The 20,622-nt window shown below is 74.3% G+C and carries 18 protein-coding genes and 1 tRNA gene; 10 read left to right on the top strand and 9 right to left on the bottom strand.

Translation table 11 applies throughout. The features are described 5' to 3' along the window. Positions 1-20 precede the first annotated feature (20 nt). The 4 genes from ACI79I_RS01055 (at position 21) to ACI79I_RS01040 (ending at position 2,421) form a co-directional block, all read left to right on the top strand. Entirely contained in the window at positions 21-725 is a 705-nt protein-coding gene (locus ACI79I_RS01055; RefSeq protein ID WP_456990180.1) for an energy-coupling factor ABC transporter ATP-binding protein, read from the top strand. Beyond that, a complete protein-coding gene (locus tag ACI79I_RS01050) occupies positions 725-1,357 on the top strand; it encodes an energy-coupling factor transporter transmembrane component T family protein (RefSeq protein WP_456990178.1) in 633 nt (210 codons plus the stop codon). The genes ACI79I_RS01055 and ACI79I_RS01050 overlap by 1 nt, the downstream gene beginning before the upstream one ends. Beyond that, entirely contained in the window at positions 1,357-1,887 is a 531-nt protein-coding gene (locus ACI79I_RS01045; protein ID WP_456990176.1) for an MOSC domain-containing protein, read from the top strand. The genes ACI79I_RS01050 and ACI79I_RS01045 overlap by 1 nt, the downstream gene beginning before the upstream one ends. A gap of 102 nt (positions 1,888-1,989) precedes the next feature. Then, a complete protein-coding gene (locus ACI79I_RS01040) occupies positions 1,990-2,421 on the top strand; it encodes a YccF domain-containing protein (RefSeq protein ID WP_456990389.1) in 432 nt (143 codons plus the stop codon). Positions 2,422-2,465: 44 nt separating this feature from the next. Here ACI79I_RS01040 and ACI79I_RS01035 read toward each other — a convergent pair whose 3' ends face one another. The 4 genes from ACI79I_RS01035 to ACI79I_RS01020 all read right to left on the bottom strand — a co-directional run bounded on the left by ACI79I_RS01035 (position 2,466) and on the right by ACI79I_RS01020 (position 6,373). Further along, a complete protein-coding gene (locus ACI79I_RS01035) occupies positions 2,466-2,882 on the bottom strand; it encodes an acyl-CoA thioesterase (RefSeq protein ID WP_456990174.1) in 417 nt (138 codons plus the stop codon). 193 nt (positions 2,883-3,075) lie between these two features. Next, positions 3,076-4,746 (bottom strand): energy-dependent translational throttle protein EttA, encoded by a 1,671-nt coding sequence (ettA, locus tag ACI79I_RS01030; RefSeq protein WP_456990172.1) that lies wholly within the window; start codon positions 4,744-4,746, stop codon positions 3,076-3,078. Between the two features lie 104 nt (positions 4,747-4,850). Beyond that, positions 4,851-5,384 carry a single-stranded DNA-binding protein gene (locus ACI79I_RS01025; protein WP_456990170.1) on the bottom strand — a complete coding sequence of 178 codons (534 nt, stop codon included), beginning with the start codon at positions 5,382-5,384 and terminating at the stop codon, positions 4,851-4,853. 182 nt (positions 5,385-5,566) lie between these two features. Further along, a complete protein-coding gene (locus tag ACI79I_RS01020) occupies positions 5,567-6,373 on the bottom strand; it encodes a class I SAM-dependent methyltransferase (RefSeq protein WP_456990168.1) in 807 nt (268 codons plus the stop codon). Between the two features lie 132 nt (positions 6,374-6,505). On the opposite strand from ACI79I_RS01020, the gene ACI79I_RS01015 reads away from it, so the two are divergent. Further along, a tRNA-Arg gene (locus tag ACI79I_RS01015) sits at positions 6,506-6,578 on the top strand. Positions 6,579-7,130: 552 nt separating this feature from the next. Here ACI79I_RS01015 and ACI79I_RS01010 read toward each other — a convergent pair. Then, positions 7,131-8,546, bottom strand: a complete 1,416-nt coding sequence (locus ACI79I_RS01010) for a N,N-dimethylformamidase beta subunit family domain-containing protein (RefSeq protein ID WP_456990166.1) — start codon at positions 8,544-8,546, stop codon at positions 7,131-7,133. Positions 8,547-9,611: 1,065 nt separating this feature from the next. Between ACI79I_RS01010 and ACI79I_RS01005 the strand changes: the two genes are divergently transcribed. Both ACI79I_RS01005 and ACI79I_RS01000 read left to right on the top strand, forming a co-directional pair. Further along, complete coding sequence (locus tag ACI79I_RS01005; RefSeq protein WP_456990164.1) at positions 9,612-10,316, top strand: L,D-transpeptidase family protein; 705 nt, start codon at positions 9,612-9,614, stop codon at positions 10,314-10,316. Between the two features lie 102 nt (positions 10,317-10,418). Then, entirely contained in the window at positions 10,419-11,150 is a 732-nt protein-coding gene (locus ACI79I_RS01000) for a DUF4333 domain-containing protein (protein ID WP_456990162.1), read from the top strand. A 60-nt stretch (positions 11,151-11,210) separates the two neighbouring features. Here ACI79I_RS01000 and ACI79I_RS00995 read toward each other — a convergent pair whose 3' ends face one another. After that, positions 11,211-12,257 (bottom strand): LLM class flavin-dependent oxidoreductase, encoded by a 1,047-nt coding sequence (locus tag ACI79I_RS00995; protein WP_456990160.1) that lies wholly within the window; start codon positions 12,255-12,257, stop codon positions 11,211-11,213. A 53-nt stretch (positions 12,258-12,310) separates the two neighbouring features. Continuing rightward, positions 12,311-14,656, bottom strand: a complete 2,346-nt coding sequence (locus tag ACI79I_RS00990; RefSeq protein ID WP_456990158.1) for a S8 family serine peptidase — start codon at positions 14,654-14,656, stop codon at positions 12,311-12,313. 234 nt (positions 14,657-14,890) lie between these two features. Between ACI79I_RS00990 and ACI79I_RS00985 the strand changes: the two genes are divergently transcribed. Continuing rightward, the gene (locus ACI79I_RS00985; protein ID WP_456990156.1) at positions 14,891-16,825 is read left to right on the top strand and encodes a putative bifunctional diguanylate cyclase/phosphodiesterase; all 1,935 of its coding nucleotides are present in this window, start codon (positions 14,891-14,893) and stop codon (positions 16,823-16,825) included. A gap of 11 nt (positions 16,826-16,836) precedes the next feature. Here ACI79I_RS00985 and ACI79I_RS00980 read toward each other — a convergent pair whose 3' ends face one another. Then, positions 16,837-17,631, bottom strand: a complete 795-nt coding sequence (locus tag ACI79I_RS00980) for an SGNH/GDSL hydrolase family protein (RefSeq protein WP_456990154.1) — start codon at positions 17,629-17,631, stop codon at positions 16,837-16,839. A gap of 432 nt (positions 17,632-18,063) precedes the next feature. Here ACI79I_RS00980 and ACI79I_RS00975 point away from each other — a divergent pair, with 432 nt between their 5' ends. Then, on the top strand, positions 18,064-18,603 hold the full coding sequence (locus tag ACI79I_RS00975) for an NUDIX domain-containing protein (RefSeq protein WP_456990152.1): 540 nt from the start codon (positions 18,064-18,066) through the stop codon (positions 18,601-18,603). On the opposite strand, the gene ACI79I_RS00970 is transcribed toward ACI79I_RS00975, so the two are convergent. After that, positions 18,561-20,012, bottom strand: a complete 1,452-nt coding sequence (locus tag ACI79I_RS00970; protein ID WP_456990150.1) for a dihydrolipoyl dehydrogenase family protein — start codon at positions 20,010-20,012, stop codon at positions 18,561-18,563. The genes ACI79I_RS00975 and ACI79I_RS00970 overlap by 43 nt on opposite strands. 35 nt (positions 20,013-20,047) lie before the next feature. Here ACI79I_RS00970 and ACI79I_RS00965 point away from each other — a divergent pair, with 35 nt between their 5' ends. Next, a complete protein-coding gene (locus ACI79I_RS00965; protein WP_456990148.1) occupies positions 20,048-20,560 on the top strand; it encodes a flavin reductase family protein in 513 nt (170 codons plus the stop codon). Positions 20,561-20,622: the final 62 nt, after the last annotated feature.

Here is a 20,622-nt window from a genome sequence, read left to right as displayed (position 1 = left end):
GGGGACGACGGGGCGCGCAGGTGGCGCCCGCGGCGACCCTCCCGCGCACGGCGATCGAGCTGCGCGAGGTCGGCCACGCCTACGGCGAGCGGACCGTGCTGACCGACGTCTCGCTGACCCTGACCGAGTCGCGGGTCGGCGTCATCGGCGCCAACGGCTCGGGCAAGAGCACCTTCGCGCGGCTGCTCAACGGGCTGGTCGTACCGACGGCCGGCACCGTGCTGGTCGACGGTCTGGACACCAGGACCCGGGTCCGCGAGGTGCGCCGCCGAGTGGGCTTCGTCTTCCAGGACCCCGACGCGCAGATCGTGCACCCCACCGTCGCCGAGGACGTCGCCTTCGGGTTGACCAACCAGGGCGTGCCCCCCGACGAGATCGCCCGCCGGGTGGACGACGTCCTCGTGCGCTACGACCTCGGCGGCCACCGCGACCACCCCGCGCACCTGCTCTCCGGCGGGCAGAAGCAGCTGCTGGCCATCGCCGGGGTGCTGGTGATGCGCCCGGAGCGCGTGGTCTTCGACGAGCCGACCACGCTGCTGGACCTGGCCAACACCCGGCGGGTGGCCCGGGTCATCGCCGAGCTCGAGCAGGACGTCGTGGTGGTGACCCACCACCTGGACCTGCTGGCCGGGTTCGACCGGGTGCTGGTGTTCGACGACGGCCGGGTGGTCGCCGACGGGACGCCCGCCGAGACGGTGCCCTGGTACGTGGCCAGGATGGGCTGATGCTGTCGCTGTACCTCCCGGGCACCAGCCCGGTCCACCGGGCGCCGGCAGGCCTGAAGCTGGCGGTCCTGGCCGGCCTCGGCGTCGGGCTGTTCGTGGCCTCCCGGCTCGAGGTGCTGGCCGCGGCCCTGGCGGCGGTGCTCGCGGTGGGCCTGCTCGTGGCGCGGCTCCCGGCCGGGGTGCTGTGGGCCCAGGTGCGCCCGGTCTGGATCTGGCTGGCCGCCCTGCTCGCCGTGCACCTGCTGGTGACCGACGCCGTCACCGGCACCAGGGCCGTGCTGCGCCTGCTGACCCTGGTGCTGGCCGCCGCGGTGGTCACGGCGACCACGCGCGTCACCGCCCTCGTGGCCGTCGTCGAGGTGCTGGCCCGGCCGCTGCGCCTGGTGGGGGTGCGACCGGCCCGGGTGGGGCTGGTGATCGCGATGACGCTGCGGTTCATCCCGCTGGTGGCCGAGCAGGCGGCCCGGATCCGGGAGGCGCAGGCCGCCCGCGGCGCTCCGCGGCTGCGCGCCGGGATGCTGGTGCCGCTGCTCATCTCGGTGCTGCGCCTGGCGCACACGCTCAGCGAGGCACTGGACGCGCGCGGGGCCGACGACGTCCCGCCACGGCGGGTCTCCCCGGGGAGGGCGTGATGGGTGAGCTGGCCGAGATCTGGCTGACCGGGACGGCGGCCGCGCCGATGCGCCGGGTGTCCTCGGCCCGACTGCTGGCCGGGCGCGGGCTGGAGGGCGATCGCTACGCCCTGGGCGGCGGCACGTGGGCGGACTACCCCGACCTGGAGAAGCAGCTCACGCTCATCGACGCCGACGACGTCGCAGCCGTGGCGGTGGAGGTCGGCGCCGACCTGGTGCCCGGCGACACCCGCCGCAACCTGGTGACGACGGGGATCGACCTGCCCTCGCTGGTGGGCCGCTGGTTCACCGTCGGCGACGCGCTGCTGTTCGGCGTGAAGCGCTGCCCGCCCTGCACCCACCTGGAGCGGCTGACCGGGACCCGGCTGGTCAAGGCCATGGTGCACCGCGGTGGGATCAACGCGGCGGTGTTCGCCGGGGCCCCCATCGCCCCGGGCGCGCCCGTGCGGGTGCTCTCCGAGGAGGAGGCGGCCCGCCGCGGCGCTCCCACCGGCACCGACCGCCCCGTTCCCCGGATCGTCGGGAGCTGAGCGCCCGGGTCACGCGTGGTCGCTCTCCTCTCACCGTGGGAGAGCGCCACCACCCGGGGGGAACCGGGCGGCGGCGCGGCCCGTGGGACGGGCGTGGACACCATGCGGACACTGCTCAACCTGGTCTGGCTGGTCTTCCAGGGCTGGATCCTGGCCCTCGCCTACGCCCTGGCCGGACTGGTCGCCTGCCTGCTGATCGTGACGATCCCCTTCGGCATCGCCGCCTTCCGGCTGGCCGGCTTCGTGGTCTGGCCGTTCGGCCGGACGACCGTGCCGGCGCCGGGTGCCGGGGTGGCCTCGGCCGTGGGCAACCTCGTGTGGTTCCTGGTCGCCGGGTGGTGGCTCGCCCTGATCCACGTCGTCAGCGGCATCGGCTTCTGCCTCACGATCATCGGCATCCCCTTCGGGATCGCGTCGTTCAAGCTGGCCGCCGTCGGGTTGTTCCCCCTCGGCAAGCGGGTCGTCGAGACCGCTCCCCCACGCGACTGGCTGCACGCCGGCGGTGGCGTGGTGCAGGCCCCGGCCGTCCGCTGAGCGGGATGCGGGCCCCGGCCGTGCGCGGAGCGGCGGGCTCCTCGTCAGCCCTGCGGCTGCTCGTCGGTCCAGCGGACGAGGAAGTCCTTCTCCTCCGGGGTGAGCCGGCGCGGCCGGTTCAGCGAGAAGTCGAAGGGGACCAGCAGCGTGCTGCCGGTGACCGCCAGCTGCTCGTGGTCGAACAGCTCGTAGTGGCAGGTGAAGGCGGCGGCACGCAGGCCGGAGACCCAGATCTGCACGTCCAGCGGGCGGGAGGAGTAGACGACCGGCCGCTTGTACTGGATGTCGTGGGCGGCGACGACCGTCCCGCGGCGCAGGCCGGTCCGCTCCTCCAGCGAGGCCCGCTCGAAGAACAGGTCGACGCGGGCCATCTCGAAGTACTGCAGGAACACGACGTTGTTGACGTGGCCGTAGGCGTCCATGTCCGACCAGCGCATCGGGACCTGCACCGTGTACCGCACGGCCGCCACCCTGCCGTACGGCCGACGGGGACGGTCACCGCCCCCCGCGCAGACGCCGACGGCCGGCCGGAGCGGGTGCTCCGACCGGCCGTCGGTGAGGTGCTGGAACGGCCCCGGGCAGGGCCCCACGGTGCCCGGCCCCCTGCCGGGCCCACCGCGAGCTGGCGAGCGGTGGGGAGCAGGGGGTCCTTGCTCAGTCCCGCGTGAGCTTGCGGTACGTCGCGCGGTGCGGACGCGCCGCCTCGGGCCCGAGCCGGTCGACCTTGTTCTTCTCGTAGTCGGCGAAGTTGCCCTCGAACCAGAACCACTTCGACTCGCCCTCGTAGGCGAGGATGTGCGTCGCCACGCGGTCGAGGAACCACCGGTCGTGGCTGACCACCACGGCGCAGCCGGGGAACTCCAGCAGCGCGGACTCCAGGCTGGTCAGGGTCTCGGTGTCGAGGTCGTTGGTCGGCTCGTCGAGCAGCAGCAGGTTGCCGCCCTGCTTGAGGGTCAGGGCGAGGTTGAGGCGGTTGCGCTCACCGCCGGACAGCACGCCGGCCGGCTTCTGCTGGTCCGGGCCCTTGAACCCGAACGCCGCGACGTAGGCCCGCGAGGGCATCTCGACGTTGCCGACCTGGATGTGGTCCAGGCCGTCGGAGACGACCTCCCACAGCGTCTTCCTGGGGTCGATGCCGCTGCGGTTCTGCTCGACGTAGGAGAGCTTGACCGTCTCGCCGACCTTGATCTCGCCGTCGTCCGGCTTCTCCTCGCCGACCAGCATCTTGAACAGCGTGGTCTTGCCGACGCCGTTGGGCCCGACGACCCCGACGATGCCGTTGCGCGGGAGGGTGAAGGACAGGTCGTCGATGAGGACGCGGTCGCCGAAGCCCTTGGTGAGGTCCCGGGTCTCCACGACGACGTTGCCCAGCCGCGGACCCGGCGGGATCTGGATCTCCTCGAAGTCCAGCTTGCGGTACTTGTCGGCCTCGGCCGCCATCTCCTCGTAGCGCTGGAGGCGGGCCTTGCTCTTGGCCTGGCGCGCCTTGGCGCCCGACCGCACCCACTCCAGCTCCTCCTTGAGGCGCTTCTGCCGCTTGGCGTCCTTGGCGCCCTCGACCTTGAGGCGGGCGGCCTTGGTCTCGAGGTAGGTCGAGTAGTTGCCCTCGTAGGGGTAGGCCCGGCCCCGGTCGAGCTCGAGGATCCACTGGGCGACGTTGTCGAGGAAGTACCGGTCGTGGGTGACGGCGACGACGGTGCCGGCGTACTTCTCCAGGTGCTGCTCCAGCCAGGCCACGCTCTCCGCGTCGAGGTGGTTGGTGGGCTCGTCGAGCAGCAGCAGGTCCGGCGCCTCCAGCAGCAGCTTGCACAGCGCCACGCGGCGGCGCTCACCGCCGGAGAGGACCGTGACGTCGGCGTCGCCGGGCGGGCAGCGCAGCGCGTCCATCGCCTGCTCGATGCGGGCGTCGAGCTCCCAACCGTCGTGGTTCTCGATGAACTCCATGAGCTCGCCCTGCTCGGCGAGGAGGGCGTCGAAGTCGGCGTCGGGCTCCCCCATCGCCGCGCTGACCTCCTCGAAGCGGGTCAGCGCGTCGCGGAGGGGCTTGACCGCCTCCTCCACGTTGCCGCGGACGTCGAGCTCCTCGTTGAGCGGCGGCTCCTGCAGCAGGATGCCGACCGAGGCTCCGGGCGCGAGCATGACGTCGCCGTTGGAGGGCTGCTGCAGGCCCGCCATGATCTGGAGGACCGTCGACTTGCCGGCGCCGTTCGGCCCGAGCACGCCGATCTTGGCGCCGGGCAGGAACGACAGGGTGACGTCGTCCAGGATCACCTTGTCGCCGTGCGCCTTGCGCGCACGCACCATCGTGTAGATGTACTGAGCCACTGGGCTTCGCAGGCCTTCCGTCGATTCGCGAGTGGAGGGCGGGCCGGCTGCCTGCCGGCCCGCCCCCGTGCGTTCCCGCCGTCGATCCTCCCAGCCCGAGGCAACTACGCGTGCGCGGGATCCCTGGCGAGGTCGCCGGTGGTCGTGTCGTACAACGCCTCGTCGGCCTCCACGTAGTCCCGCCCGGGCACGGGAGTGTCGGGATCGCCGACGAACGGGTCCGCCTCGGCGGCGGCCGTCCCCGGCACCGGTGGCGCTCCCTCGTCGGCGGCCCGCGCCGGCCGGCTGCGCTTGAACAGGGCCGTCCCCCGGTTGAGGTTCGGCCCCACGGCGGTGGCCCGGATGCGCGGGACGCTCCGCCGGCCGTGCTCGCTCTCCCAGCTGTGGGTGCTCAGCGTGCCGTGGACGATGACGGGGTCACCCTTGCTGACGCTGCCGGACACGTTCCCGGACAGCTCGTTCCAGCACTCGACGTCGACCCAGAACGTGGTGCCGTCGACGAACTCCTGGGTCCGGCTGTCGAAGCGCCGCTGGGTCGAGGCCATGCGGAAGTTGGTGACGGGGTTGCCGCCGTCGGGACTGAAGCGACGGGGTGGGTCGACGACGTTTCCGACGACGGTGACGTGGGTCTCGTTCACGGTGCTCCTCGGGTCCGTGGCGCCGGGACGGCGCGACCGGCGCGGTGCCGGTGTGCGGTCGACCCTCGGCGGCACGAGTCCCGCCGGACAGCCATGGCGGGCATCTGTGGACGGCGCGGCTCCCTGTGGAGGACGGAGCCGGGATCCGAGCAGCGGGGTGCTGCACTGCCCGGGTGAGCGCCTCACCCCTTCCGACCGTGCACCGCCCAGGCCCGGGCGATCAGGCGGATCGAGCCGTCGTCCGCCGTGGGCACCCGGGCCCGCAGGGTCTCGCGCAGGGCTGTCCGCGCCTCCTCCCCGAGGGAGGCGGCGTAGGCCGGTGCCGGTCCCGTACCGCCCAGGAAGGGCGTCCAGAGGTCGTCGAAGTCGTCGAACACCGTCGGGACGACGATCTCCTCGACGGCCACGTCGGCCAGGCCGGCGCCGGTGAACAGCGCGCGCAGTGGCTGGGGCGCACACCCGGGGAAGCGCACGCCCTCGTCGAGCGCGTGAGCCGCGGGGTCGCAGGCGGTCGCGGCGTCCCAGAACGACCGGATCACCTGCATGCCCTCGGCGTAGTCCCAGACGTAGGCGGCCACGACGGCCCCGGGTCGGGCCGCCCGCTGCATCTCGGCCAGGGCGGCGGCCGGGTCGGGCACGAAGTTGAGGACCGAGCCCGAGACGACCGCGTCGACCGAGGCGTCGCCCACCGGCAGCGCCTGCGCGTCGCCCTCCCGGAACGACACCCTCCGGTCGCGCAGGTGGCCGGCCGCGTGGGCGAGGAAGGCCGCGGACGGGTCCACGCCGACGACACTCTCCGGTGCGCACGCCGCGAGGACCGCCCCGGTGAGCGCGCCGGTCCCGCAGCCGACGTCGAGCCAGCGCCCGCCCGCGGGCACGCCGAGCCTGGCGACGAACCGGCGCGCGACCGGCCTGCTCCACCGGCCGACGTAGGCCTCGTACTGGTCCGCTCGCGCCCACGTCCCCGGCGCTGCACCGAGCTGGTCCACGGCGGCCTCCCGTCGACGGGCGGCGGTTGCCCGGCCATCGTCGTCCCGGGCCGGCGATCGGCACCAGAGGCCGACTCCCCGTGGCCCGTCGACGGACCCGAGGAGGGCCGGGGGTGCGATGATCGCCACCGAGCGCCCGTAGCTCAGCGGATAGAGCAGGTGCCTTCTAAGCACTTGGTCGCAGGTTCGATCCCTGCCGGGCGCGCCCACGGCACCCGCCCCTCAGAGATGAGCGCATCAGGTCCTCGGACCCTCGGCAGACGTCGGCGCCGTCTCGTGCCCGAAGATGCCCTGACGGTCGAGCGGACGCTCGGGCGTCTGCTCCGGCTGGGGTTGGACCTGCCTCCGGCTCCCGCTACGCAGACCAGGCCTGCCCAGGCGTGTCTTCGGATGCGATGCCCGGGACGTCAACGGCAGGACGGCCATGGGAGGGGACCGACATGAGCGCACCCCCACCGACTCCTGCGCCTGGGAGACGGAGGCAGCGGGACTGCTCGTCAGGCTGCTGAGAGACCGTAACGCTCCGGTCCATGCAGGCCCCGAGCGCTCGCCAACGACGATCACCACCATCGGGGGGAGTGGCTGCGCTTCAACTCCTGTCCCCATCGCGCTGCCGGGCGCCCGGCACCTGACTACGGATCGGAAGGTAGGCGGGTCCGAACCCCTCCGGGCGCACAGAGAACGGCTGAAGAGCGCGAACACCGCCCAGGCCTTCAGCACCTCGCGGGCGGTTCCGGTCACGGACCGCCACCCGAGGTCAGGCGCCCGCCGTCATCCGGTTGAGGACGTTGGCGGTCATCCGCTGGATGCGCGGGTCTGCATAGCGGAGACCATCGCCGTTGAACAGGCCCCAGGACCACTGGATGGTGCCGGCGTTGAACACCCACGCTCCGCTGGGCGCCTGGTACACGGACGACTGTTGGTGGGCCTGCAGGTGGTCGCTGTCGATGTACGGCGAGTGGGAGAGCCTGGTGTAGGTGCCGGCCCTCGCCGTAGGCCGCGGATAGCCGCTGTCGTAGCCGTCGGTCTCGTAACCGACGATGGCGGCGACCGGCTCGTTCTCGCTCAGGCCCGTGCCGGCGTAGACCCAGTTCGAGGTGTTGGTGGCGATGAACATCGCCGGTGACCCGGTGTCCAGCTGCATGCCGGACGTCATCGTGCCGAGCAGTTGCTGTTCCGGGCGGTTCAGCGGTGGGTCGCGCCAGAGCACCGTCTCCGTCGAGTCCTCGACCGGATCGAGGCCGGCGTCCTTGTAGCACACCTGCACCCGATGCGGTCTGCCGTTGGCCGACGGCTCGAAGCGGATCTGCCACACGACGGAGTTGGCGCCGAAGAACCCCAGACCCACGCCCTGATCGCGGGCATCCTCGGCCGCGTCGTACATCCGGGCCGACCAGTACTCGTCATGGCCCACCGACAGGAAACCGCGATGCTTCAACAGTTGGTCGCCGTCGCGGTCGACGTCCACGTTCGTCGTGTAGGTGACGTCGAAGCCGCGCTGCTCGAGCCAGCGCACGTAGTAGCTCTCCCACTGCGTGAACTGCCCTGACCCGTCACGCCGCCCGACGGCGGCGGAGTACGGCCGGTCGTAAGAGACCTCCACCGCCCGCTGCGTACCCAGCCCGGTCCGCACCGTGGAACTGTTGAAGTCGTAGAGGCTCTTGCCGGTGGCGGGGAGGGAGGCCCCCGGCGGGGCGTCGTACGGGTAGTTGTTGTACGCCTGATAGGTCGTCACGCTCTGCTGGTACAGCAGTGCGGAGCGGCGGTCGTCGTCGCGTACGACGAAGGTGATGTAGTTCTCGAAGCCCTCCGCGTTCGTCAGCTTGGCCAGATAGACGCCGCTGGTCCACGTGGTCGGGACGTCGAGGGTGTAGTTCGGGGACCAGTCGCAGGAGACCATCCCGGTCGTCGGGTCGACGGGGCAGCTCGGCTGGGTCACTCCGGTGCCCGCGTCGACGTGCTGCATCAGGCGGCCGCCCAGACCTTGGTAGTAGCCGAACCGGTACACGTCGATCGAGTACCCCTGCACCGGGTTCACCGTCACGAAGAACGTGATCGACTCGCCCAGGTCGACGCTGACGGCGGACGCGTAACCCTTCACCTGCTGGTGGACGTCGTCGCTGCGCCGGGTGATCTGCCACGACTCAGTCCCGGGATGTTGGTTCTCCACCACGACCGGATTCGGGCGGGCAACGGAGGTCGAGCACGCGCCCCAAGTCAGGGGGGCCACCACGGCCAGGAGCAGCGCGAGCACGAGGCGGCCGACCCTCGTCGGGCGCGCAGACGTTGCCATGTGCATCCCCCGCCCACCGGAGCGCTCTCAGGGTTGGCAAGGTACGGCGTCCGCCGCACCGATGTCTGCGCCTCGGGTCGGGAGCGCGGAAGCCGTCAGCGCCCTGGTGCCGGGGGGTCATCCGGCACCGCGTTCTGCTCCACGGTCCGACGTACGTGGTCCGGACGTCGCCGTGCACCAGGACGTCGGGCATCTCGACGAGCCCTCGGGCGCCCTGGAAGCCGTCCCTCCACCCGTGGTCGGGTGGACGCAGCCGCCTTTCGACCAGGCCTCCCCTGGATGGGGTGAACGTCGCCCACTGGACGTAGTCGAACCGCTGTCCTCCGGACGGCTCGTGAGCCTCACAGCTCGTGTCGAGGTCCGCGTCGACGCAGCCCGCGAATCGCTCGGTGCCGGTTCCGATCACGCGGGAGTCGGACTCGTACAGAGGACCGCACGTGAGGATCCAGAAGTCCCCCAGCAGACCGCCGTGGATCTCGTACAGGTTCTCCCTGACCAGGATCTGAGTGCCTCCCACGTGGAAGGTCGTCGGTCCGTCGACCATGGCAGCGGCCGGAGCCGCAGTGGCCACCGAGGTGCAGGCGATGGCGAGCCCGGCCAGCGCGGTTGTCTGCGAAGCAGCGTTCACCGATCTGCCCCTGGACGACGGAGCACCGTTCCGGACGAGGCCGTCGACATGGAGCGGACAGTGGCCGGGACGGCGCCAGGGGGAGACCGCGGATCGACCGCATGCCGGTCGAGCTGCACAGGACCCAGCGGGTCACACCGGTACGCACGGGCCGGCTGACCCGAGGTCACGCCGATCGACTCCCCCGTCCCGTGCACCCCACGCTGACCGTCCGCCTCGGGAGTCCGGAGAGCGGACCTCCGGAACCGGTACGTTGCGCCCGATCCGGATGGGCACGCGACACCGCGCCTCCCATCGACCCGCCGGTGGAGGCAGCAGTGAGACAGCGCGCACTCGTCCTCGGGCTGACCGCGGCCCTGTTCCTGGCCGGGCTCGTCAGCGCCGCGCCGACCCCGGCCGCGGCCGCCACGGCGTCCGGCCAGGTGGTGACCGTCTCCGCGGCGTCGGCGACGAGCACCTACGCGACGGTCGAGGCATGGTCCCGCCAGCCCGACGGCCGGTACAAGCGGGTGGCCCGGTTCCCCAACGCGCGGATCGGGTCCGCCGGCATGGGGACGGCCAGCGAGAGCGTGGCGCGGACACCGGTCGGCCACTTCCGGCTCAGCCAGCCCTTCGGGATCAAGCCGAACCCCGGCGTCGGGTCCTGGTTCCAGGTCGACCGCAACGACGTGTGGACCGGGTCCACGGGCTCGGTGGTCAACCAGCACCGGCGCTGCGCCCCCAGCACCTGCCCGGCCGGCTACGGCTCGATCGAGCGGCTGAGCAACTACCCGGGCGCCTACGACTACGCGATCTTCATCGGCTACAACGCGCCGGCCCCGTACGGCACCGGCGCCGTCCGCGGCAAGGGCTCGGCCTTCTTCCTGCACGTGAAGAACTCGAAGGCCACGGCCGGGTGCGTGGGGGTGTCGGCGAGCGAGATGCTGTGGCTCCTGCGCTGGTTCCGCGGCACGCAGAACCCGACCATCTCGATCGGCGTGGGCACGCGGGCGTACGCGCCCATCCCGCACCGCTACGTCTGAGCCCGGTCTCGGCCGGTCTCCAAGTCGGCCACCAGAGAGCGACAAGTACGGCGAAAGACCTCCCCGCCAGGCTCCTCACCGAGCCCCATGGAGGAGGAACCCATGACCCAGCAGGCCCACGACCCCCGGTTCGGCGCCACGCAGCCGTCCCCGCCCGGCCCGCCGTCCGCGCCGTACGCCCAGCCGCCGATCGCCCAGCCGCCGTACGCCCAGCCGCCGTCCGCGCCGTACGCCCAGCCGCCGTACGCCCAGCCGCCGTACGCCCCGCAGCCCGGCTTCGGCGCCCCGCAGCCGCCGGCGCCCCGCAGGAGGACCGGCGCGGTCATCGGCGGCATCGTCGGCGTGCTGGTGGCCGCCGGCCTGGTCGTCGGCGGGCTCTTCCTGTTCGGTCCGAGGACGCTGGACACCGCCGAGGTCGAGCGGCAGATCGCGGCGCTGACCGAGGAGCAGGTGGGCGTGGCGGCGTCCGACGTCTCGTGCCCCGAGGACGTCGAGGCCGCGGCCGGCGGCACGTTCCCCTGCACCGGCACCCTCGACGGCCAGGAGGTCTCCTTCACCGTCGAGCAGACCGACGACGAGGGCAACGTGCAGATCTCCGGGGACGACACCCTGGTCGTGGTCGCCGCCGTCGAGGAGTCGGTGGCCCAGCAGGTGGGCGCCGAGGCCGAGGTCCAGGCGGTCGCGACCTGCGACGCCGGGGGCCGCAGCGTGCTGGTCGACCCCGCCGGGACGCCGATCCCCTGCACGGTGACCAACGCGACGGACAGCACCGACAGCGCCGACGTCCTCGCCACGGTCGACGAGGCCGGCGCCGTCAGCTACGAGTTCGTCTGACCCCCACGACGGCGGAGGCGGTGGCACCCCGGAACGCCCGGCGCCACCGCCTCCGTGCTGTCAGCGGCCCCGCTCGGCCGGCGGCACCCAGCCGATCGCCGGGGCCACGTGGCGCACGATCGTCTCCAGCAGCCGGGCGTTGTAGTCGACGCCCAGCATGTTCGGCACCGTGAGCAGCAGCGTGTCGGCCTCCCGGACGGCGGCGTCCTTGGCCAGCTCCTCGGCCAGCTGGTCGGGCTCGCCGACGTAGCTCTTGCCGAACCGGGCGCGCACCCCCTCGAGCAGGCCCACCTGGTCCTCGCCCGAGCGCTCGCCGAAGTACTGCCGGTCGAGGTCGGTGACGACCGGCAGCACGCTGCGGCTGACCGACACCCGCGGGGTCCGCTGCCAGCCGGCCTCGGCCCAGGCTGCCCGGTAGCGAGCGATCTGGTCGGCCTGCAGCTCGTCGAAGGGCACGCCGGTGTCCTCGCTGAGCAGGGTGGAGCTCATCAGGTTCAGTCCCTGCCGCGCGGTCCACTCGGCCGTGCTGCGGGTCCCCGACCCCCACCAGATCCGCTCGGCCAGCCCCGGCGCCTGCGGCTGGATCACGAGCCGGCCGGTCACACCACCGGTCATCCGCGGGTCGGCGTCCACGACCGGCTCACCGGCGACCGCCGCCAGGAACAGCGCGGTCTTCTGCCGGGCCAGGTCGGCGTCGGAGGAACCCTCCGGCGGGACGTAGCCGAACGCCTCGGAGCCGCGCAGCGCCGTCTCCGGTGACCCGCGGCTGACGCCGAGCTGGAGCCGGCCACCGCTGAGCAGGTCGGTGGCCGCCGCCTCCTCGGCCATGTACAGCGGGTTCTCGTAGCGCATGTCGATCACGCCGGTGCCGAGCTCGATCCGGCTGGTCCGGGCGGCCATGGCGGCCAGCAGCGGGAACGGCGAGGCCAGCTGCCGGGCGAAGTGGTGCACGCGGACGAAGGCGCCGTCCACCCCGAGCTCCTCGGCGGCCACGGCCAGCTCCACGCTCTGCACCAGCGCGTCCCGGCCGGTCCGCACCTGCGACCCGGACACCGGCTGCCAGTGCCCGAAGGACAGGAACCCGATCCGCTTCTCCACTGCGTCCACGCCCCTCCGAGCGCCGGCGACCGCCGGTCTGTTCCCGGAGGAGCGTGCCCTGCTCAGCGAGGGACGACCGCGGCGCTGCGGGCCGACGCCGGTCCGGTGCCGGCGGCGTTGGTGGCGGTGACCGTGAACGTGTGCTGGACGCGTGTGGCCAGGCCGGTCACGGTCACACTCGTTGCGCCGCCCCTCACGACGACGGTCCTCACCAGCGTCGAGCCGCGGTAGGCGCGCACCGTGTAGCCGGTCACCGCCGCTCCCCCGTTGCTGACCGGTGCCGCCCAGCGCACGACCGCGGCGGCGTAGCCGGCGCTGGGCGTCCCGATCCGCGGCGCGCCGGGCGTGGTCCGGGGGACGACCGCGACGCTGCGGGCCGACGCGGCCCCCGCACCGGCGGCGTTGGCCGCGGTCACCGTGAAGGTGTACGACCGGCCGTTGACCAGACCGCTCACCACCGCGCTGGTCGCCGCGGCGCCGGCCCGGACCGTCGTCACCCACGTCGAGCCCCAGTAGGCGCGCACCGTGTAGCCGGTCACCGCCGCTCCCCCGTTGCTGGCCGGCGCTGCCCAGCGCACGACCGCGGCGGCGTTGCCGGCGCTCGGCGTCCCGATCCGGGGCCCGCCGGGCGTGGTGCGGGGGACGACCGCGACGCTGCGGGCCGACGCGGGCCCCTCGCCGGCGGCGTTCGTCGCCGTCACGGCGAACGTGTACGGCTTGCCGTTGACCAGGCCGGTCACCGCGGCGCTGGTCGCCGTCGCGCCCGCCCTCACCGTCACGGCCGGCGCCGAGCCGGAGTAGGCGCGCACCGTGTAACCGGTCACCGCCGCTCCCCCGTTGCTGGCCGGCGCCGTCCAGCGCACCACCGCGGCGGCGTTGCCCGCGCTCGGCGTCCCGATCCGCGGCGCGCCGGGCGCGGTCGCCGGGGCCCTCGGGGTGACCGGGGTGCTGCGGGCCGACTCCGGCCCGGGACCGACCGAGTTCGCCGCGGTCACCGTGAAGGTGTACGCCCGCCCGTTGGTGAGTCCGCCGACGGTCGCGCTGGTCGCCGATGCGGGCGCCGACACCGTCGTCGCCGGCGTCGACCCGTCGTAGGCGCGCACCGTGTAGCCGGTCACCGGCGACCCGCCGTCGCTGACCGGCGCCGTCCAGCGCACCACGGCCGCGCCGTTCCCGGCGGTCGGCGCCACCGCGATCGACGGGGCCCCGGGGACCGTCGCGACCGGCGGTGCCGGCGCCTGCTGGCCGGTCAGCAGTGCGTGGGCGTCGATCAGCCCGTAGCCGGTGTTGTCGTCCCGGCCGGGCGCCTCGATGTCGGTCGCGGTCGCCTGCAGGGCGGCCCGGACCTGCGCCACCGTGGCGGTGGGGTGGGCGGCGAGGTACCGCACGAGCACCCCGGCGACGTTGGGAGCGGCCATCGACGTGCCGCTGGCGTAGTCGTAGGCGGCGGGGTCCCAGCTCTGGGTGGAGACGACGTCGACCCCCGGCGCGCTGATGAGGTTGGTGGGGCCGCTGTAGCTGAACTCGGCGGACGCGCCGCTCACGTCCGTGGCCGCGACCGCGAAGGCGCCCGGCGAGGCGGCGGGGTAGCCCACGGTGTTGCCCTCCAGCCGGTTGTTGCCGGCGGCCACGACGACGAGCACGCCGCGGTCGGTGGCGTACCTGACCGCCGGGTCGTAGTGCGAGGCGTACGGGCCGGACAGGCTCAGGTTGATGACGTCGGCGCCCACGTCGACCGCGTGGTGGATGCCCGCGGCCGTCCAGGAGGACCAGCCGCGCCCGGCCGCGTCGAGGACGCGGACGGGGATGATCTCCGCGTTGCTCACCCCGGCGATGCCCAGGCCGTTGTCGGGGACCGCCGCGATCTGCCCGGCCACGTGGGTGCCGTGGCCGTCCGGGTCGGCGCACCCGTCCCCTGCGGGGTCGTAGGTGGCGGCGTCGTCGGTGAAGTCCCCGCCCAGGTCGCAGCGCACCCGGCCGGCGAGGTCCTCGTGGTCGGCCAGCACACCGGTGTCCAGGACGGCGACCTTCAGGCCCGACCCGTCCGGCGTGCCGGGCGGGAGCCGGTCGACACCCATCGCCGGCAACGACCACTGCTCGTCGCGGAAGAAGTCCGCGGTCCCGGCCGCGGACACGGGCACGTCCACGCCGACGTGCACGACGCCGGGCTCCTCCCGCAGTTCCGCCTTCGCCTCGGGCACGTCGGCCGGCGCGACCTCCTGGGTCACCACGTCCACGCCCTCGTCGGTCACCACGACCGCCGAGACCGGGACGAGGTCGCCGTCCGCGGGGACCGGGTCCTCGGCTCGTGCCGGCGCGGGCACGCCGACGGCGGCGAGGGCGACCGCGGCCACGGCGGCGAGGACGAGCGGACGCAGCCGGGACCGGCGGGCGGGGAGGGGGTGCACGGAGCGCTCCTTGACGTGGGGTCTCCGTCCTCCGTCGGCTCGCGCGCGCCGGTTCCGGAGCGAGATCACCCTCCCGGGTCACCGGACCGCCGCCTCGGATCCCGGCCCCCGCGTCGTCCCACCCGCCACTCCCGCCTCACCGCACACGGCCCATCACGGTCTGTGACCGATCGACCACGACTCTCCGTCGACGGGTTCCGTCACTTGACGGCTCCGGTCCCGCACCCTGTCCGGGTGACTCTGAGCGCCCCCGACGTACCGCGGCCCCGGGCGGGGACCCCCGGCCCCGCCGCCGGCTCGAGGCTCCGCGCCATCGACACCCTGCTCGCCGACCGCGGCCAGCTCTTCCGCGCCCTCTTCCTGGAGGCGCCGGTCCCCAAGGCGCTCGTCGACCTCGACGGGCACCTCCTCGTGGTCAACGAGGCGCTCTGCGCACTCACCGGGCGCACCGCCGAGGACATGGTCGGCCGGCACGTCGACCTGCTCGCCCACCCGGACGAGGCGCCGGTCCCCGACCTCCCGCCGGACGCCGAGGCCGCGCTGGACCCGTGGCTGCGGGTCGACGGCGAGCGGCAGCTGCGCCGGGCCGACGGCGAGGAGCTGTGGGCGCTGCAGTCGCACCAGGTGATCCACACCAGCACCGGCGACCCGCACTTCGTCGTCCTGTCGCTGGTCGACGTCACCGACCGCCGCCGCGCCGAGGAGGACCTGGTCCGGCGGGCGTTCACCGACCCGCTCACCGGCCTGCCCAACCGCCGGGCCCTCGGTGACCGGCTCAACCACGCGCTGGCCCTCTCGCGCCGGCGGGGGCTGCAGGTGGGGCTCGTGCACCTGGACCTCGACCGGTTCCAGGCGGTCAACGACGTCCTCGGGCACGAGGCCGGCGACCAGCTGCTCACCCAGGTCGCCGACCGGCTGCGCTGGAGCACGCGCATCGAGGACACCGCCGTCCGGCTGGGCGCCGACGAGTTCCTCATCCTCGCCGAGGACGTCGAGGACCTCGACGGGCTGCGGGCGCTCGCCGACCGGCTGCTCTCGGTCCTCGACGACCCGTTCCTCATCGGCGAGCGCGAGATCGTGCTGTCGGCCAGCGTCGGCCTCACCCTCGGCTCCGACGTCGCCCCCGACGACCTGCTGCGGCAGGCGCACACCGCGCTGACCCGCGCCAAGGCCGACGGCAGCCGGGCGCGGATCGAGGTGCACGACGGGGTGCTCAGCGACAGCGACGTCGACCAGCTCCAGCTGGAGACCGACCTGCGGCACGCCCTGGAGGGCGACGAACTGCGGCTGTTCTACCAGCCGATCGTGTCGCTGTCGGACGAGACGCTGCTCGGCTACGAGGCGCTGATCCGCTGGCAGCACCCCACCCGCGGGCTGCTGCCGCCCGGCGCCTTCCTCGACGCCGCCGAGAACAACCGGCTGACCTCCAGGCTCGGCGCCTGGGTCCTCCGCCAGGCGTGCCTGGACGCCGCCGGCTGGCCGGCGGGCCTGCGGGTGCACGTCAACGTCTCCGCCCGGCACCTGGCCGAGCCCGGCTTCGCCGACCTGGTCGCCGAGGCGCTGGCCGAGTCGGGGCTGCCGCCCGAGCGGCTGGAGCTGGAGATCACCGAGTCGACGGCGCTGTTCGCCGCCGAGGCCACCCTCCAGGCGGTGTCGGAGGTGACCGACGCCGGCGTCACCCTCGCCCTCGACGACTTCGGCACCGGCTACTCCGCGATCACGGCGCTGCACCGGCTGCCCATCCACACCGTGAAGATCGACCGCTCGTTCGTCGCCGACGTGGTCACCGAGCCCTCCACCGCGGCGCTGGTGCAGGGCCTGGTGCAGCTCGGCCTCGGCATGGGCCTGCAGGTCATCGCGGAGGGGATCGAGGACCTCGAGCAGGCGCAGTGGCTCCGCGAGCACGGCTGCGGGATGGCGCAGGGCTACGCGTTCGGCCGCCCGGCGCCGCTGCCCAGCCACCCCGACGACCCCGAGGACGTCGAGCTGACCGGCACCCTCCCGCCCGGGACGGTCACCGTCGAGGACGTGCTCGCCGCCGAGGAGCCGGCCGCGCCGGAGCAGCCGGCCACCCGGCTGATGAGCGCCGAGGAGCTGACCGCCGAGGGGCTGGCCGCGCACGAGCTCGCGGCCCGGGAGGACGAGGAGGGGCCGACCGGCCCCGAGTAGCCGACGCGGGGTCAGGCGCGGGGCAGGGCGAGCGGCACCGGCCGCTTGGCCGCGCGGCCGTCCCCGGACGACCGCCCGCGCAGCCGGCGGCCGATCCACGGGGCGACGAAGCCGCGCACCCACGCGGCCTCCTCGGCCAGGGCCGCCCGGAACGCGCGCCTCGGCTGTGGCGGCAGCGGGGTGCGCCAGTCGTCACCGACCGGCAGCCCGAGCGCCGTCGCGGCCGCCAGCGCCGTCCGCCGGTGCCCCTCGTCGGTGAGGTGGATGCGGTCGGTGTCCCACATGCGCCAGTCCTGCAGCCAGTCGGCGCCCCACTGGTCGAGGACGACGGCCCCGTGCCGGGCCGCGATCGACCACAGGGAGGCGTTGAACACCGCGACCCGCCCGCGCGTGCGGCGGATGATCGGCGTCTGCCGCGGGTCGACGCCGGTCGCCAGCAGCACGTCGGCGCCCGCGGCCCGGAACCGGGCCACGGCGTCCTCCAGCGTGGCGGCCAGCCGGTCGGGGTCGGCGCCGGGCCGCAGCAGGTCGTTGCCCCCGGCCACCAGGCTCACCAGGTCCGGCCGCGCGCCCAGCGCCACCGGCACCTGCTCCGCGACGACCTGGTCCAGCAGCCGGCCGCGGACGGCGAGGTTGGCGTACTCCAGGTCGCCGTCGGTGGCGGCGGCCAGGTGCTCGGCGAGCCGGTCGGCCCAGCCGCGGTACTCCCCGGGGCGCTGCGGGTCGGGGTCGGCCAGCCCCTCGGTGAAGGAGTCGCCGAGGGCGACGTAGCGGCGCCAGGTGGTCCGGGAGGGCTCGAGCTGCACGCTCCCACTCCAGCACGCCGTCCCCACGCGGACCGGTCCCAGGTGTGGTGACCGCCCCCACACCCCTCCGACCTGCGCCGACGCCACGATGGGGCATGCGGACCGACGTCGCGGCGACGATGACCACCTCCTCCCCCGCACCGGCGACGGCGCTGCTGCAGGTGGCCGCCGCGGCCCCCGCCGAGGAGCGGCTCACCGTGCTCTGCGACGGCCGACCCCTGCGGTCGAGGAGTTCGCCGTCGGGGAGGCCCGGGTGCACCGGGTGGAGCTCGCGGAGAGGGGACGACGACGGTCGCCTGCACCGCGACGGTGGAGGGCGACGGGCCACCCCGGCCGGTCACGGGCCACCGCCACCGTCGAGGGCGAGCTGCCGGTGACCACTCCGGCGCCGCACGCGCTGCCGCGACGCCGACCTCCCCGCAGGATGGCCCCGTGCGGACGACGAGCAGCAGGGAGGTCTACCGGAACCCGTGGATCCGGGTCCGGGAGGACACCGTCGAGCGCGCCGACGGGTCGGCCGGGGTGTACGGCGTGGTGGAGAAGCCGCACTTCGCCGTCGTCCTGCCGTTCGAGGACGGCGGCTTCTGGCTGGTCGAGCAGTTCCGCCACCCGGTGGGACGGCGGGCCTGGGAGTTCCCGCAGGGCACCTGGTCGCACGGTGCGGGCGGCACGCCGGTGGAGCTGGCCCGCGCCGAGCTCGCCGAGGAGACCGGCCTGCGCGCCGGGTCACTGCGCCACCTCGGCCACCTCGACCTCGCCCCGGGCCTGTCGACCCAGGAGTTCGACGTCTGGCTGGCCACCGACCTCACCCCCGGCCCGACCGCGCGGGAGGCCACCGAGGCCGACATGCGGTCGGCGTTCGTGCCCGAGGCCGAGCTGCGCGCGATGGTCCGCGCGGGCCGGTTCAGCGACGGGCCGAGCCTCGCCGCCTACGGCCTGCTGCTGCTCGACCGGGCCGACGCGTCCCGGTAGGCCTCGAGCAGCCGCAGCCAGATCTCGCTCGTCGTCGGGAAGGCCGGGACGGCGTGCCACAGCCGGGCGATCGGCACCTCGCCCACCACTGCGATGGTCGCTGCGTGCAGCAGGTCGGCCACGCCCGCGCCGACGAAGGTGACCCCGAGCAGCACCTCCCGCTCCGGGTCGACGACCGCCACCGCCGTCCCCTCGTAGCCGTCGGCGGACAGCTGCGCCCCGGCGACACTGCCGAGGTCGTACTGCACGGCCACGTGCGGCACGCCGGCCTGCCCGGCCTGCGCCCGGGTGAGCCCGACGGTGGCCACCTGTGGATCGGTGAAGACCACCGACGGCGTGGCGACGCGGTCGGCGGTGGCGGCGCACGGCGACCAGTCGGCCAGGGACACCCGTTCCCCGCGGGCGCGGGCGACGATCGCCGCGCCGGCCTGCCGGGCCTGGTACTTGCCCATGTGCGTGAGCTGCCGGCGGCCGTTGACGTCGCCCACCCCGTAGAGCCAGGGCAGGCCGCGCACCTGCAGCGAGTCGTCGACGTCGAGGTACTCCCCCGGCGGGAGGTCCACCGAGTCCAGCCCGAGGTCCCCGGTGCGGGCCCGCCGGCCGACCGCGACGAGCACCTCGTCACCGCGCACCTCGCCGTGCGTGCAGCGCAGCACCACCTCGTCGCCGTCCCGACGCGCGGCGGTGACGTCGGTGCCGAGCCGGACGTCGACGCCCCGTTCCCGCAGCGCAGCGGCGACCGCGTCCCCGGCCTCGGGCTCCATGTCGTCGAGCAGCCGGTCGGCGCGCTGCAGCAGGGTGACCCGCGCGCCCAGCGCCTGCCAGGCCGTGGCCATCTCGCAGCCGACGTACCCACCACCCACGACGAGCAGCCGGCCGGGGACCTCCTTGGCGCTGGTCGCCTCCCGCGGGGTCCAGGGCCCGACGTCGGCCAGGCCGTCGACCGGCGGGACGGCGGCCTCCGAGCCGGTGCACACCGCGACGGCGTGCCGGGCGGTCAGCCGGGTCCGGGAGCCGTCGGGCCCGCTGACGACGACCGTGCGTGCGCCGTCGAGCCGGCCGGTGCCGCGGAGCAGGTCGATGCCCGCGCCCTCGACCCACCGGGCCTGGCCCGAGTCGTCCCAGTGGGCGGTGAACGCGTCCCGGCGGGCGAGCGTCGCGGCGACGTCCTGCTCACCGGTCACGGCCTGCCGCGCGCCGTCCACCGCGCGGACGGCGGCGAGCGCCTCGGTGCCCCGCAGCAGCGCCTTGCTGGGCATGCACGCCCAGTAGGAGCAGTCGCCACCGACCAGGTCGCTCTCGACGAGGGCGGCGGTCAGGCCGCCCCGGACGACGGTGTCGGCGACGTTCTCCCCGGTCGACCCGCCCCCGAGGACGACGACGTCGTAGGTCTGCTCTGCATCGGCCACCTGGAGGATCCTGGCGGTGTGGTCGACTGGCCGCCATGCCGGTCGACCCCGCCACCTTCACCGAGGCCCTCCGCCAGTACGCCGCCGGGGTGTGCCTGCTGACGGTGCGGGACGACATCGACGACGTCGGGACGACGGTGTCGTCGGTCATGAGCGTGTCGGCCGAACCGGCGCTGGTCGCCGTGGGGCTGACCGCGGACGGCTACCCGGCCGAGGTGCTCACCGCCGTCGGCCGGTGCGCGCTGACCGTGCTCGCCGCCCCCCAGGCGATCCTCGCCAGCCGCTTCTCGTCGGCCGGGCGGCCCGGCGCGCGGCACCTGCTCGAGTCGGTGCCGTGGAGCCGGGCGGCCGGCAGTGGGGCGATCGTGCTCGACGGGGCCCTGGCGGCGCTGGACTGCCGGCTGCACCGGGTCGTCGAGGCCGGCGACCACGTGGTCGCGCTGCTCGAGGTGGAGGACGTGCCGGTGCTCGACGCGGGCGCGGTCCCCCTGGTGCGGCTGCGGGGCCGGTACGTCGAGGGCACCGGCGGCCCGGCCGGCCGAGCCTGATCCCGCGGCCTCCGTGCAGGATCCCGCCGTGGCCCCGTCCCGGGCCCCGACCTGAGCGTGCG

The sequence above is a fragment of the Geodermatophilus sp. SYSU D01105 genome, from assembly GCF_054050095.1.
The sequence above is the reverse complement of the archived record's forward strand: the minus strand, read 5'-3'. Positions and strand labels throughout refer to the sequence as shown.